The sequence below is a fragment of the Fibrobacter sp. UWH6 genome (assembly GCF_900142465.1).
GTDB lineage: Bacteria > Fibrobacterota > Fibrobacteria > Fibrobacterales > Fibrobacteraceae > Fibrobacter.
Map to the genome: position 1 here is coordinate 1 of NZ_FRAX01000011.1, position 15,780 is coordinate 15,780.

13 protein-coding genes are annotated in these 15,780 nt (G+C 43.7%); 5 read left to right on the plus strand and 8 right to left on the minus strand.

Annotated elements, in window-relative coordinates; all coding sequences use genetic code 11:
- From BUB73_RS16945 to BUB73_RS17290, 3 genes are all read right to left on the minus strand, one after another.
- On the minus strand, positions 1-324 hold a 324-nt coding region (locus BUB73_RS16945; RefSeq protein WP_139259179.1), incomplete at its 3' end, for a hypothetical protein.
- 656 nt (positions 325-980) lie between these two features.
- Positions 981-1,106, minus strand: a complete 126-nt coding sequence (locus tag BUB73_RS17825; protein ID WP_256374936.1) for a hypothetical protein — start codon at positions 1,104-1,106, stop codon at positions 981-983.
- Positions 1,107-1,225: 119 nt separating this feature from the next.
- Positions 1,226-1,393, minus strand: a complete 168-nt coding sequence (locus tag BUB73_RS17290) for a hypothetical protein (protein WP_175552205.1) — start codon at positions 1,391-1,393, stop codon at positions 1,226-1,228.
- A 59-nt stretch (positions 1,394-1,452) separates the two neighbouring features.
- Between BUB73_RS17290 and BUB73_RS10070 the strand changes: the two genes are divergently transcribed.
- Both BUB73_RS10070 and BUB73_RS10075 read left to right on the plus strand, forming a co-directional pair.
- On the plus strand, positions 1,453-2,466 hold the full coding sequence (locus BUB73_RS10070; protein WP_073285442.1) for a tyrosine-type recombinase/integrase: 1,014 nt from the start codon (positions 1,453-1,455) through the stop codon (positions 2,464-2,466).
- Positions 2,467-3,132: 666 nt separating this feature from the next.
- Positions 3,133-4,428, plus strand: a complete 1,296-nt coding sequence (locus BUB73_RS10075; RefSeq protein WP_073285445.1) for a site-specific integrase — start codon at positions 3,133-3,135, stop codon at positions 4,426-4,428.
- Between the two features lie 9 nt (positions 4,429-4,437).
- Here the strand turns inward: BUB73_RS10075 and BUB73_RS10080 are convergent, their stop codons facing one another.
- Positions 4,438-6,231 carry an N-6 DNA methylase gene (locus BUB73_RS10080; RefSeq protein ID WP_073285448.1) on the minus strand — a complete coding sequence of 598 codons (1,794 nt, stop codon included), beginning with the start codon at positions 6,229-6,231 and terminating at the stop codon, positions 4,438-4,440.
- A 488-nt stretch (positions 6,232-6,719) separates the two neighbouring features.
- Between BUB73_RS10080 and BUB73_RS10085 the strand changes: the two genes are divergently transcribed.
- Positions 6,720-9,995 (plus strand): fibrobacter succinogenes major paralogous domain-containing protein, encoded by a 3,276-nt coding sequence (locus BUB73_RS10085; RefSeq protein WP_083539738.1) that lies wholly within the window; start codon positions 6,720-6,722, stop codon positions 9,993-9,995.
- A gap of 39 nt (positions 9,996-10,034) precedes the next feature.
- Positions 10,035-11,822 (plus strand): hypothetical protein, encoded by a 1,788-nt coding sequence (locus BUB73_RS10090; protein WP_073285454.1) that lies wholly within the window; start codon positions 10,035-10,037, stop codon positions 11,820-11,822.
- A gap of 88 nt (positions 11,823-11,910) precedes the next feature.
- Here the strand turns inward: BUB73_RS10090 and BUB73_RS16955 are convergent, their stop codons facing one another.
- Together BUB73_RS16955 and BUB73_RS10100 are read right to left on the minus strand one after the other, a co-directional pair.
- Complete coding sequence (locus BUB73_RS16955) at positions 11,911-12,138, minus strand: hypothetical protein (RefSeq protein ID WP_139259180.1); 228 nt, start codon at positions 12,136-12,138, stop codon at positions 11,911-11,913.
- A 533-nt stretch (positions 12,139-12,671) separates the two neighbouring features.
- Complete coding sequence (locus BUB73_RS10100) at positions 12,672-13,628, minus strand: tyrosine-type recombinase/integrase (RefSeq protein ID WP_083539739.1); 957 nt, start codon at positions 13,626-13,628, stop codon at positions 12,672-12,674.
- Between the two features lie 323 nt (positions 13,629-13,951).
- Here BUB73_RS10100 and BUB73_RS10105 point away from each other — a divergent pair, with 323 nt between their 5' ends.
- Positions 13,952-14,275, plus strand: coding sequence for a hypothetical protein (locus BUB73_RS10105; protein ID WP_073285460.1), 324 nt, complete (start codon positions 13,952-13,954; stop codon positions 14,273-14,275).
- Between the two features lie 59 nt (positions 14,276-14,334).
- On the opposite strand, the gene BUB73_RS10110 is transcribed toward BUB73_RS10105, so the two are convergent.
- Together BUB73_RS10110 and BUB73_RS17830 are read right to left on the minus strand one after the other, a co-directional pair.
- Entirely contained in the window at positions 14,335-14,988 is a 654-nt protein-coding gene (locus BUB73_RS10110; protein WP_073285462.1) for a hypothetical protein, read from the minus strand.
- A gap of 126 nt (positions 14,989-15,114) precedes the next feature.
- A complete protein-coding gene (locus tag BUB73_RS17830) occupies positions 15,115-15,588 on the minus strand; it encodes a 3'-5' exonuclease (RefSeq protein WP_349292359.1) in 474 nt (157 codons plus the stop codon).
- Positions 15,589-15,780 lie beyond the last annotated feature (192 nt).

Below are 15,780 nucleotides of genomic sequence, written 5' to 3' on the forward strand. Positions count from 1 at the left end.
GGACACTCCCAGCAAACACTCCCCCGATGATTCCAGCAGGGACTCCAGCAGAGATTCCAGCGGACACTCCAGCTGGGATTCCAAGCAAAGACTCCAGCAGACATTCAGCAGGGACTCCCCAGCAGGGATTCCAAGCAAATACTCCAGCGAACATTCCCCCGATGATCTAAGCAAAGATTCCCAGCAAACACTCCCAGCAAACACTCCAGCAGGGATTCCAAGCAAATACTCCAGCATAGCACCAGCATAGCACCAGCAAAGACTCCAGCAGGGATTCCAAGCAAAGACTCCAGCGAACATTCCCCCGATGATTCCAGCGAACATTCAGCAGGGACTCCCCAGCAGACATTCAGCAGAGATTCCACAGCGGACACTCCCCCGATGATTCCAGCGGAGCAAATTAAGACATCTTAAAATAAATCTTAATGTAAGTTTATTTCCAATATTGAAAACAACGTGTAAAACAACGTTGGAAACTAAACCCATTAACCCAAATCAAAAATCCACACAAACGGCAGATTTTGGGGCTCGCAGTTACCCCATTCGGTCCCTGAGCAGTAGTAACCCTTTTTGACGTGGGGGGGGGTACACCCACCCCACCGCCCAAAGGATTAACCCACAGAAAAAAGTCAAAAATTTTTAACCAAAGTTGCGTGCACCACCCCATAGATAAAAACGAAATAGCAACAAACTTTATTGACACTACCCCCCTATACACCCCCACCAATAGCATATAGAATAGGTTAAAAAGAAAGTTAAAAAACAATTAACCAAAATTTCCACACTACAAAAAATCACTATCAATAGACAAACAGAAACTCGCCTACAATCAACGATTAACCGACAAAGCCAACAAAAAACATTCAGTCAATCGCAAAAGCCGTTTATAGTTCAATTATGGGCAAATCCAAAATTAACCTTTAACCCAAAACAGAGCAACTGGGGAGGAAAAAGCGAAAAATCATTAACTTAATTAACAATTAGCGTTCAATCCTTAAAATTGGCAACAGAAACCCACTTAAAAAGCCGTTTCTACATTCAGCCAATACCAAACCACCACCAACCGAAAAAACGCTTAAAAACAGTCTTAAAACGTCTTTATTCATTTTTACTACTAAACCATTTCATAAATAACACTATATCCATATATATGGAATAATGGTTATTTACTCATTGGCTATTGGCAATAGCCAAAGTAAACCTAATTTATAAAATTCAATTTAATTTAATTTAGGCAAACATCAAGCAGAACATCAAGCACAACATCAAGCACAACATCAAGCACAACATCAAGCACAACATCAAGCACAACATCAAGCATAACATCAAGCATAACATCAAGCAGAACATCAAGCACAACATCAAGCAGAACATCAAGCACAACATCAAGCACAATTTTTTTTGCTAGTATCTACATAAATTCTATATTTACCACAAAAGTAGGTAAAACAAATGTTTAGATATTCACTTGTGCAAAAGAATAAATCAACAGGCAATTTATTCTATTCAATCCGCATAACAGACACCGACACCCACAAAACAAAATTTATAAGCACCCACACAAAAAATAAAAAGTTGGCTCTTGAAATTATGGACAAAGTCCAACATCAAGAACTGCACCCAACAGAAAAAAGGTCTGTTCCCACACTAGAAGAGGGAGTAAAAAAATTTATTGATTACACGATAAACACCGCCCAAAGCAGACGAACAATACTTGATTACACCAATCAAGCAAAAAGCCTTTTGCAATATGCCCAAACAAAAGAAATTTATCTTGACAACATAGATAAACTAGAACTACTGCAAGAATTTCAAAAAGCAACCGAAAATTTCAAACCTAGCACCAAAAAACAAAGACGTAGCATCTGGGTAATTTGTTTTAATTGGATAATAAAAAATTATGACCTCAACATAAAAAATCCAATGGACGGAATAAAACCACCCAAAGCCCCACGAATAGAAAAAACATTTTTTACACCCGAAGAAATAGAAACGATTTTAGACAAAGCAGAAACAAAAGAAATTAGGCTTTTATTCTCTTTTATGGCTTTTGAAGGCTTACGATTCAGCGAAGCAAAAAACATGAAATACGAAGATATTACAGACGGAATAAAGGTAATTGGCAAAGGTCAAAAGTTCGCAAAAATCCCACTATCCAACAGAATGAAAGCAGAACTTGAAAAATTTGCAAGCGATAAAAAAAGCGGTTTTATTTTTAATAGGGTCAAATTTCCAAACAACACAATAAACAGACACTTACACAAAATCACAAAGATTTTAGGCATAGAAAAAGAAACCACACTACACACATTTAGACACTCTTTCGCTAGTAATCTATTAAGGGCTGGGGCAAATATTGTTTCTGTTTCAAAACTTATGAGGCACGAAAACCCACAAATAACACTCGCAATTTATAGCCACGTTATCCCAAACGATTTAGACAAAACAATCAATATTTTAAAATAAATTTTAGTCGCTTTTTAGTCGCTGTTTTTATCTTTTTATCCTATTTTCGCCCTTTTTAGTCTTTTTTTAGACTTTCAAAAGTTGTTTAAAGTTGTTTTAAATTTAGACAAAAACGGCAAATTTGAACCAAAAACGGCAAATTTGAACCAAAAACGCAAATAATGGATAACTACTCTCGCTAAACCGAGAGTTCGATCCAACGACAACTGGAAAATTTCGGAACACTCGCAGCAATGCGGGTGTTCTTTTTTATACCGACGTCGCTGGCAGCACCCCTTCCGAGTCCCAAACCGAGGCAGTCCCTCAGTGTCCCTCGGAATACAGCCTATCGCTCACGTCCTTATAGCATAAGGGTTCAAGGCAATCCTGCATAACTACTCCAGGTAGTCGAAGCACCGATCAAAGCTATTGGACGCTCCGCTCAGGCGGGGCGTTCTTTTTTGTACTTACCCTTGGTTTGCAAGGTTCCTAGCCCACCAACGAGCAATCCCCACCAACCATCATTTTCGCACATAAAAACAACTTTCAGGGGACGTTTGTCCCCCAAAGTGTCCCTCCAGCCCCTTTTTTAGAAAAATAGATATAGTTATATCTATTTTTGGAAGACATATTGTATTTTCAGACATACGATGCTATATTAGTAGCATACAGACATAGGAGGGCATTATGAAAGTCCCTGACAAACTGACATTTGGTGCCGAACGCGTACACATCCGCGAGAAAAAACTTAAGGACGGAAGAAAATCCCTTTTTCTCGACTACAGCCATCTTGGCAAGCGAAAAAAGATATACCTCGGTCTCATCTTTCACGAAGACAACAAGGAGGATAAGGCTCGAGCCTATAAAGAAGCCGAGACTTACCGAACTAAGCAAGAGAAGAAGATAAACGCAATCGATGCAGGCATTCCCGTAAAGGAATACGAAGGGCGCTACACACTTCTCTACCGCTACGCAGAACTGATCGCTAGCAGAAAGCGCAAGGCAAACACAGCTCGTAACTACCTCGTTCTAGCCAAGAAGCTGCCCAAAGACATCACGCTGGCTGACGTCAATAGGCTCAACTTCAACAGTCTACTAGACAGCATCACCAAGGATACCTCGGAAAATACAAAACACCTCTACGGAGTGTTAATCCGCGCCTTGTTGAACCAAGCTGAGACAGACGAGCTCATCCCCCACGCACCCAATCTCAAGAAGCTCATTGAAGCCCAAAAGCCGGGCAATAAAGAGCATCTAACAAGAGACGAACTTCAAAGAATCCTAGACATTCCTCTAGCAAACGAAGCAGTAGCTTCCTCCCGCCAAGCGTTCCTTTTCGCTTGCTACACCAGCCTCAGATACAGCGACATCGCTTCCCTGAGATGGGAACACATCAAGCGTTCTGTTGCTGAAGACGGATTTGAAGACCGCATCATAGTGAAGGAGCAAATAAAAACTTCAAACGAAGTTCAAATACCACTATCACCAACAGCAGAAATGCTATTGCCTGATGAAAAAGAACGGGGTCTCGTATTCGAAAACCTCTCTCCATTAAACACCATCGAACGACATCTAAAGAAAATGATGGAGCTCGCCCACATCGACAAGCATATCACATTTCATTGTGCTAGGCACACGTTTGCAGTCCTGACAATCCAAGACGAAGGTGACCTGTATGGTGTAAGCCAAACTATGGGACACACCGACCTCAAGACAACCCAAGTGTACACAAAATTCCTTCACAACGGAAGAAGAAGAGTCGTCAACCGAATGCCACCTCTCATCAAGCCAGCTTCGCCTGAAGAAAACCACGAGTCCCGTATTACAACAAGCCATACAGGGATACCCTCGCAAGGATTCTCTTCCAATCCAGTTTTCGTCATTTCCAAGGACGAACAGGCTCCCAGCAACATCATCAAACTCGTCGGAGAGGACATCAATGAATTCGAAAAAAAAGCGGAAGAGGCATTCCCTTCCGCGTGAAAGCAACGACTACTTATCTATACCATTTCTCAGCGTGGCCAACTCGGCAGAGAGCTGTCTCAACCGAGCTTTCAACGCATCGGCCTCGCCCTTAACCTTCATATACTTGGCGACGAAAGCTCTTTGCTTAGCAAGCGATGGCAGCGGAATTTTCATCGCCAACAAGCCTCCCATATCAAGGCTTCCAACACGACCTCCCGTGAAAGCCATCTTCAACAGCTTCATACCCGCATCGCTTTCAAGATATAGCTTCACATAGTCCGCATCAGCCCTTGTCGCATCAACAGTCAGCATATATAGATTGTTGTTCACTAGCAACTTCTCACCAGCGGCAAGATTAACAACAGCCAAACGAGGCGGAATTCCGTTACGAGTCACAATGATTGCCTTGTTCTTTGCGCAGTATATCTTCTCATTTACCTTCCTATGGATTTTAGTCACATCTATATTCGGAAGATCAGGAGCCAGATCATTATCTACAATACCGCTAACAGAAAGATAGCGCATTCCCGTGTACGCCTCGGTAATCGCAGCATCTATTTCTTCTGCACGCAGAATCAATCCTCTGTTCAATTTCACAATCGAATCAAGCGTGCAAGACTCGCCTTCACCAGACGACATCGTTAATGACAGTTTATCTACGCGGCTCGCGGACAAGCAGAAGCCATTCTTTTCCAACTGTTCAATAGAGAAGTATTTGCCACCAGCCTTCGATTCCTCTACAATCTGACGAATATGTTCTTCATTGAACACGGGTGTTCTGCGCGAGATTTCAAACAATCGACTAGCATCAACGAGACGAACGCCCTTATTGCCACGACTTAGAATGATTATTGCAAGCTGGCTTTCTACGCTAGGATAAATTCCGTGAGGCAGTTCAATCACGCATTCTACCAAGCCGCATTCGACAAAGGCTTTGCGGGCATCATAATCACTTTCTTTCCAAGCACAACTTAAGCTCATCACACATACGCCACGTCCCTTATAGCCAATGGTTTTTGCAACCAAGCCGTGATACAACCAATCAACGGACATCTGCTTCACACTCAAGCCTACATCATTCGCAAGCTCTACAACTATTGAGTTAGCCCCAGGTCGTTTGAGTTCTCTAACAGGATAATGAGCGAAGACCTTTCTTGATATTTCGGGGGTACTGAACAACAATTTCCGGGAATCATCATCCACACCTTCCCTTGCTCCATTCTGCTTTTTGGTCTCAAGTTCTTCTGCGGCAACAGCGAAGACTTCACCATTTGTCAGCACAGCTGTCAAGTTTTCATTCGTCTCCGCACGGAGCAACATACGACAGCGAGCAATCACATTAAAATTCGCGTCAGCCTCGTAGCCATAGACTTTCACTTGTGGGGAACGATCAATTACGTGGGAAAGAAAGCTTCCACAACAATGACCCAAATCTACAACGGTGTTACCGTTCTTAACATCCAGCAACGAATAAACCAAGCTCGAGAGAGACTTGGGAGTCGATGCCGCAAAACCATAAGCACGGCGATTATCAGCGAAGTACTCAACGACTTCCTTGTAATCATCATCTGTATAACTAAGATAAAGGCTCTGCATCTCAGGCCAAATATCTTCAACGCCCAAACGAATGACATCCCCCTTAATATCTTCAGGGATATTCAACTCACTAAACTCGCCCAGCATCCTAGATTTCGTCAGGCAACGGCGATGAACGAGATAGGCCAAGCAAACAATGGTAACATACTCATCGCCTCTCGGCACTTTCTTAGATACAATCTTCTGGATTTCCAATGCGAGCTTGAGCGCGGGAGATACAGCCATCACGACCTCGTTTGTAGATATACGTATAGCTAAAAATAATAACTACCGAACAAGACAACAATATCCTACCCCAAAAAAATTTATTCCACCAAGGGCATTTTTCTATGTCCGCTAACGCGACCTTACGGACGTGGAGGCATTTTTCGTAAGAGACCATCAGGATCAGCCTTCAATCACCTTTAGGGTCATCAAATACTCCAACCTGCACTATAAAGGCTTCCGTTTCGTAAACTTTTAATTATATTCGAGGAGACATTGTAAGAGTATTTGCTCCGTCCTACTAGTCGAAACCTGGAAAGTTAAGAAATGAGGATAGACGAAGCAGACGCTCACGCACCTTGTGCGTGGGCTGTTTGTTGCGTATTCCTCATAGGCTTTTCCAGGGCCTCGGCTAGGGTGCACACGAACGGCACCACGCCTTTTTTTGTACAGTACTCGTCAGGACCTGCATTAGCTCTGTCAGTCTCTATTAAACGGAACAACGGGTTATGATGAAGGTTTTCTTTTTAAAAAGGTCAGTGGTCCCCCTCGCAGCACTCATTTTCGCCCTTGCAGCGTGTAGCGAAGGCCCAAGTTCTCCTGCCAAGGAATCATCCCACAATAATGAAGATGAGAATTCCGTCCGCGAGGTTGCAACGGTCTACGACCTTGGACGCTGCACAAGAGAACGAGAAGGCGACACAGTCTATGTCATCGAGAAACTTCGCGACTACGTCTGCATCAACCACGCCTGGATCGACGCTTCAGAAGACCTCGCCATAAAATCCTCCTCCAGCAAGAAGGAGTCCTATTCATCAATGAATGAGGAATTTTCTGATAAAAATTCATCATCATCAATAAAAAGCGGCGCTCAAGACACAACACATTCATCTTCAAGTAAACAGAACTCCTTAGAGAACACCCCCTCTTCATCAGGCAAACAGGACCTTGCGGAAGCAAGTTCATCCTCAATGCAACCATCCTCCTCATCCAAAGCCATACCATCTTCATCAGCAACTTTATCCTCTCCATCTACAGTCTCATCTTCATCAGTACAGCCTCAATCTTCTTCACACGAGAGTTCTTCTTCATATTCCTCCTCATCCACCGAGATTGAGGAGAGTTCTTCATCTGAAACCCAAAGTTCAGAATTGACACACAGGGAAGTATCTGATGTATACGGCATCGGCGCCTGTTCTATCGACAATGACGGTCATACCGTATTTGTAACAGCAAATGCAGTCACATACGTTTGTGAAGATGGAGTATGGTCAATCTACGTTACATCGCCATCCATTACTGGATCAAGTTCCTCAGTCGATCAAGCAAGCATCCCCAGCTACACAGAAATAACTGACATATTGCAACTAAGCAAATGCAATGAGGACTCCGAAGGAGCGACTACTCTCTCTCTAAAGGATACGACCTACTACACCTGCACTAACGGCGTTTGGCAGAAGGGCGACATTCACGGATACATAGTAAAGAAACGTTCCATCCTAGGTAAAGCCCACAAGGGGCCATTTCAATTTGGCTCTACAGTATACCTAAGAGAACTTGCGGGAGACGAGCTTCGCTACACAGGCAAAGTCTACGTGGATGAAATCAGCAGCAACAAAGGGGATTACGTCATCCCCAGTGTGAACCTGATTTATCCCTACGTCAGCATCGAGGTAACAGGCTTGTATAGAAACGAAGTTTCAGGAGAGTATTCGCAGAAGCCTCTAACACTCTACGCATTGACTGATCTTAGCGTAGACAATCGAACCAAGGTCAATGTCAACCTGCTCACCCATCTTGAATATAAACGAGCCCTACACCTAGTTCGAAAGGGATACAGCATTCTCGCAGCAAAGAAGCAAGCCGACCAAGAAATCATGACGGCATTCGAATTACCAACAACAATCAAATACAGTGAAGACCTGAGCATATTCGAGGATAACGAAGAAGACAATGTTGATTACGCAAACGCAAGTCTAATGATGTTAAATCTTTTATTCCTCGGCAATCGAAACGACGACGAAATCGAGTCTACAATCGAAACTTTCGTTTCCGACTTTGAAAAGGACGGCGTTTGGGACGACGCATCAACCAAGGCCGCTATGGCAGATTTCGCAATCGATGTCAACAGCAGTGAAATTCTAGCTAATGTCAAAGATTGGAACATTTTGGACATTCCTGCTTTCGAAACCCAACTTGAAATGTTTTGGAACAACGTGTATAAGCTTGGAGGCTGCACAGCTGTTCGCAAAGGAGTCGTATCACAAAATAAAAACGAGTTGAGCAAAAACTATAACGTGTACTACGTATGCAAAGACAGTCGTTGGGTCAAGGCGTCACAAATTGAATACGACACCTACGGTTGGACCGCTGGAAAAATCGGAGAAGTCAAAAAAGGTGACGTATCCGACACGAAGTATGTGTATAGAGATGGCTCATGGAGTACCGCAAGTTCTGTAGAAAGTACTCTCGGTTCCTGCACAACAGCAAATTCTTCTACAATCAGTCAATACACGCCCCCTCACGAAACCAATTCCTATTACTACGTCTGTGCAAATACATACTGGGTCTGTATAAGCACTTACACAGCAGACACCTACGGTTGGAGTAACGGAGAACTAAACGAGGTTAGAAAAGGAAACGTAACCGAACAAAAATACATATACAAAGACAATAAATGGAAAGAAGCCAACGAACAAGAGCGTTCCTTAGGTTCTTGCATTAAAGACACCTATAACACTATTGGAGTACACGACGGAGAATATTATATCTGCAAAGAGTCCGTTTGCGAAATCTACAGCCAATGCACTTATAATGTTTGGGTAAAGCCAACCGATTCCGAAATCATAGAACAAGACACGCGCAATACACCATGTACACAAGACGGATCAATTATAAGCGGCCAGCTCTACTCCGAAAACAAATATGTTTGTGATAACGGATCATTCCGATTCGCTTTGGAAACAGAAATAAAAATCAACGCAGGATGCAACAGCTATACCATCGACAACACAATTAGCATCGACGTAGACGATTGGCATCAAGAGATTTATAAATGTACAGAAGCAACTGGCTGGAAGATTAGTGGATTAAATTACATAAACCATACAATGACAGACCCACGAGACGGGCAAGTTTACAAAACGACAAAAATCGGCAATCAAATTTGGATGGCTGAAAATCTGAATTACGCATACAATACACCTACAGAGACATTAGACTCATCTAGTTTCTGCTACGATAACGATGCTGAAAATTGCAAAAAGTACGGCCGACTATATCTGTGGTCTGCCGCTATGGACTCCTCTGCAATATTTTCATTAGATGGATTAGGTTGTGGAGACGGAGCAGAATGCAACTCGAAAGGAGAAATTCAAGGCGTATGCCCAGAAGGATGGCATCTCCCCTCCCTCACAGATATCGAAACTCTTTATATAAATTCATACGAAATCTTTGGAGATACGGCACAAGTAGACACCGCAAGTGATGGATCAATCAGAGTCGCGATGGCAGGATACGTGTTAAAATCTTCTGATGAGTGGATTCGTGGAGGCGGCAAAGATTATTTCAAATTTTCTGCAAAACCCGCTGGTTGCGTTTATTTTGAAACCGATCGAAGACGACACGAAGGCGAAGGAATCTTCGCTCCTTTTTGGACATCAACTAATGCAAGAAATTATTCCGTATATGCCTGGGGTTTCGAATCTAATGCTAATAACGGGCTAGCGCATTTGGCACCCAAATACGCTGGATATTCAGTGCGCTGCCTCACAACCATAGAGTAGCTCTACAATCAAGGATATTAGTCTACAAGGAGACATACTATGAACAATAATAAGCATACGCTAAACAACTCCTTAAACATATCAGCCAAGTTGACGTCATTTGCATTATGCATCACTTTAATCGCATGTGGTAGTGACGGAGGAACAACAGCAGAAGACAATAGTACCGAAAGTTCGTCAACAGAAACAAGCATTGTCATAAACACTTTTGAAGATCTTCCCAATTGCAATAGCAAGCGCGAGGGAAATCTTGCCTACATAAAAGATGACAAGATTGCCTACGTGTGTGAAGACGGCTCGTGGCATAAAGACGTTTCCAACAACACAAGCGGAAACTCAGGAGACAATGGCGCCAACGAAAGTTCAGACGCAGACGCCACGGACACGGGCAGCGCCATTAACGACAGCGAACTCAACGGTAAATTTGTAGACATAACCTCAGCCAGTTCCATTGAAATTATTCAATACATTGAAGCAAACCCCACATCACCTCCAGCTTCATCATCCAGCAACGAACGGGTTGACCCATCCGAGGAAGAAGCCCGAAGAGTTTTGGTCATAGCAAACTACGGTGATTGCACAGAAAGCAAGGACGGCAAGGGAGCAAGCATTTTTCTAGAAGACGAATCAGCCATTTACTACATATGCAAAAACAAGCATTGGGAAGTTACCGATCAAATGACTGCTGCGATTGGAGAATGCAACGAAGATACTCAAGGCTCACTTGGAGCAATCTATGACAATGCTTATAGACCAACCTATTACATCTGCAATCAGGAAAATTGGGAATACGTTCCTAGAATCATAGTCGAACACGGCATTTGTAACGAGTCCAAGAAGGATAGCGTAGTCCACTTTTCAAGTCCCTACATGATGCAATATCACGAATACTATATATGCAGCAATGGCGAATGGGAAGAGACCACCGAGTTCGTCTTGAAAAACGGGAAATGCACACAAGACAAAGAAAATCAAGTTGTATCCTATAGCGATTATACAACTCTTTATATGGAGCAATCCTATATTTGCCGAAGTGGAGAATGGATAGACAAAGAAGAATGGCTACATAGCGCGTGCAATGAAAGTAACGAAAATCCGCAAAGTATTGAAAAAAATACATACATCTGCAACAGCGGCACGTGGACTCTCATCGGAGAGGATTGCAACTCTGATTTACAAGGAATTGTAGAAGAAGTATTTAACGAAAGCACATCCAATTTTAGTTACTATATCTGCAAAGACAACAAATGGGCCCAAGCATCTATACTAGAAGCTGAATACGGATTATGCGACGAAAACAAAGAGGGCGAAATCGCCATTAGCGATCAGTCGAATACAATCTATTACATCTGTCACAACAAAGAATGGGAAGAAATTGAAATTTGCGACGATAGTAAAGAAAACGAGATTTTTTCAAGCAAAGAGTACGTCCTCATTTGTCAAAATGGAAGTTGGATAGACGCCGGAGAAAAATCACAAGTTATCCTCGAATACGGAATCTGTGACACAGACAACAACGGAATTTTCGCATCTGTAACAACCAACGCCAATGAATGTTCTATCATAGATTATCCCAATATCAACGAATGTTTAATCATAGAAAATTACGTTTGTAAGAACGGAGAATGGCAGGAGGCTACACAAGTTGAAGTTAAATACGGCCTTTGCGATTCAGAAAAAGAATACAAAGTCGTATGCGTAAACGAAATATCACAAGAAACATTGACGTTAACACATGAATATTATATGTGTACCCATAATGAAACTTGGGAAGTGGCAGACACCAAATACATCACAAGCGACATAGAATGCCCCTCTGAGAAATAGTATTCCTTTCTTTCCAAGCAGAACAGCCCCCCGGCGTCAACGCCAGGGGCTATTCACTTAGTCATTGACGTTACGCAAAGAGCATTCCCTAGGCGCCTATCAACGTCTGTACAGCAACATCTTCAGGATTGACGGACACCGCATCCTTCAGCGAAAACAGTCCTAGATTGAAAAAGATGTGCATTAGAAGACATATATCCACATCCTTCAGTTCAGGCCTATTGAACACGCTGGCCTCCAACTCCTCTTGGTCCGAATAAGTCCAAACAGATTGCAGTATCAAGGGGAAACCATTAACAAGCACGTTCCGTTCCATATACGACCCTCCATCTTTTCTTTTGGAAGGAAAAGATGCATTGCATACAATTCTAGCGATCTCTTCAGCAGGGAAACGAAAACTCGACAGAGAGAGCAAGTACGCCATATCTTTGCAAAGGCTTCGCTCCTCTAAACTTGACGGTTCCCTATCCAAAACCGATTCACCCCTTATGCATACAAAGAAGGATACTCGTGGAAAGGAGTCGCAAGGAATGATACCATCCGTAACCATCTGCCGAGTTCTATGCAGTATGCCTTCGGCCCTATCAACCAACGCTGACTGCACCTCCTTAAGCGAGTCGTTTAGATTGATAATTTTTTGGACATTCTCGCTAGTCCATTCGAACGTCTCGTTATGGTGCTGCCTACGAAGCCACGCGTAACGAATAAAAGGTGCATCCTCTGTGAGACCCACAGGTTCCAAAATCTGTCCTAGAACAGCCCCGTCGTCAGCAAATCCATCTATTGAATCAACTTTTCTGAACATAACCGTCTCCGTGTTAAGTGTTAAGGTTATGTCCATCTTTTACGCTACCCTAAGGCTTGTTCTATACGCATCTCGCTGTTGTTCTTGGCTCGTTCAAGGCTATGAGCGTATATGAGCGTTGTGTTGATATTGTTATGCCGTAAGAGCTGTTGGGTCTCCTCTAGGGACCCTCCATTCAGCAGGTTCAGGGTAGCAGCAGTATGACGGAGACTATGCGCCGTGAGGCGGGGGCTATCCAGCCCGGCTCGAACCAAAGCATTCTTCTCAATACGGCTAATGCTCCTCGTTGAGAGACGACCATCCTTGTTTACGTTGGAAGCGCAAGCAAACAATGGTGCGGACGGAGCGACACGCCCACGGACGGCAAGATACTCACGAATAGCAGCTTCTGCCTTAGGGGCTACCTTGACGAAGGTCGTCTTCTCGTCACGTCCCTTGCCCTGAACATACAGCACCAAGCTATCCCCAACCGTCCTAAGGTCCTCCACATTGGATCGAGCAACCTCTATCGTACGGAGTCCCGTCGTAAGGGACAGTCTAACTATGGCATAGTCTCGCTTTTGGTCAACGCTATCACGAGGCATAGAATCCAAGAGGAGCTTCGCTTGGTTAGTTGTCAGGTAGTCCTTATGGAAGCCCTTATCCTGCTTGCAGCCCTTCACACGAACCGCGATATTGTTGTACAAGCCTTCCATATCAAGCCATTGGAAGAACATCTTGACAGCTGTCAAGTAAAGGCGAATTGTACTCGGGCTCTTACCAGCCGCCTTCATTGATTCGCGATAGGCAACGACATCGTCACGGACGGGGCTCGTAATGGAGTTCATCTTCATATAGTCAAAGAACTGCCGTATGGCTCGACGATAGGTCTCTACACTCTTGGGACGAACATCAATGAACGCAAGGAAGCGTTCGTACAGCATTCCAAAATCAAGTCCCTGATAGCCCGTAACGGACGATCCCTGTTCGCAATCAAATACTTGAGGGCAAAGCGATTCCATAACGCACTCCTATGTCTACGAGAACAAAGCGTTCTTCTCTATAAAGATAACCCAAGGATTACTCAGTTGAAAGCTTTTTTCTTTATTTTTCTAACGAAAAAAAATATTAGACATACTCTGGAGTATGTCTAGACATACACCAGATGCTATCTAAGCATACTCAAGGTACCATCTAGATAGGTGTTAAAGGGGAGCTAGATATATGTCAAATTATTTTTCCCGTCATTTCTGCACATTATATCGCCTTCTTTTTCAAACTTGTCAAAGCAAAGTTCCTTGCGAGCCTTTGTAAAACTCATACAAGCAATCAACAAGGAACATATATGAGTCTTTTGCGCAAACGAGACCTTCCGTGGTCACAGAAGATAGACGAGCTAGGCGAACTCTTAGACAAAGCAAGCATCGACTTCGCCCTCCCCGATGAGGATGCCGAGAACGAGATGGACGTGGACATCAGAGGATACCTTGACGCAGACCAAGACGGCTCAGGCAACTGCGAATACCGCGTAACCCACCTGAGGGACGGCTCATTCCTCTGCGGGGATTACAACAAGCGTCTCACAGAAAAGTTCCACAGCGTGCAGCAGGTGCTTAGCCGCATCAACGAGTTGAACAAGGCAAAGTACCCCTCAACCACCATATTCTAGCGTATGATTGAAGGGTTCCTAGAAGTTCTCTAAAACGGGATGGGCCGTCTAGAAACAATCTAAACAATTTCCCATTCAACGATGTGAGCTTCAACTGTTTTCTTCAGCTCTGTATAAGTACTCACATCATAATCTCCAACTGGATAATTGGTGCAAGCAACAGTGTCCTTAATTTTTTTCAACTGTATTCCCGCTTCTAGCAGGACCTCAGATTCTTGACTCATTGCAAGATTTGGCTTAAACGGATAAACTCTGACATCCGGATTTACGATTTTCAAAATGTTGATATGAAGAACGTTAGACCGATAGGCCTTCCCTTTATAAACTGCTTCACTTCGTGCTGTTTCAGGGTTTAATGTTGTCGACAAAGGTTCCGAGAGAGTAACAAGACTTGACGAGGGGTCAACACTCAGCACTCCTCCGTGGAATAAAATTTGTCCTGGAGTCATTTTTATACAAAGGCTCTTTACTTCCTGATCAGCCTTGTTTTTATCACACTTTTCATATTTTTTTTGATAAGCACTCACCGCTGGCGGGAACTTCATCTTATCAGACTGTATCCAATTTGGTTGTTTCCTTTGTTCTTTCACTTGCTCATCAACGTGAAAGCTCAGCCCATTCGCCTCATTATTCACAACATACGCAGCAGCTGCATAAGCATTGTCAATTTCATTGTAAGGTTGCGCAAACACATTGATCAATTCCAAAACCATCTTTATCCTCCTTTATTGTTCATAGCAAAGGGATGTCGCCCACTCAGACGACATCCCAATAGCACCTAGACGAATATACGCTTTCAGCGAAATTGTGCAACCAAAATAAAGTTTACAATCAAAGTCCTACTTCAGCAACCCACACTGTTCACCCGTTCCTGTGATAAACGTGGTCTCCCTAGCGCGGGTGATGGCCACGTAGAGCAGGGAGCGCATTTGCAGGAGGTAGTCTTTCTGCTGAACGGCATCCTTGTCGGTGAACGGATAGGCGTTAGGAACGACCTTGGAGGGCACATTCTGCTCGTTGACGCCCATCAGGATGACAGACTTGAACTCAAGACCCTTAATGGAGTGGAAGGTACATAGGTTTACACCCTTGGCATCACCCTTAGCGCTACCACTTGTGCGGTCGTAAGAGGCAATGTTCTGCTTGTGCAGCAGGTCCTTGATGCGACGCAGGGAGTTATTGCTATAGGCAGCAATGCAGATGTCAGAGTATTCCTTGCCATCCTTCTTCAACTCGGCTAGCCAATCCAACACCTTTTTACCCTCGGCATCAGGGCTCTCAGCCATCTCATAGACGGGTGCAGCACCGTGCATCAGGGATACATAGCCAACGATGTTCTCTTCCCCACCGTCAAAGTCATCAAAGGGCACGCCCTTAACAACAGATACGGCTCGGCGCTTAATTTCTTCCGTGGTACGGTAGTTGACCTTGAGCTTACGGCTCTTGCTACCGCGGATGTTGATGCCAGCAGCGGCAAAGTTCAGTTTCTTGGAACTATAGACCTT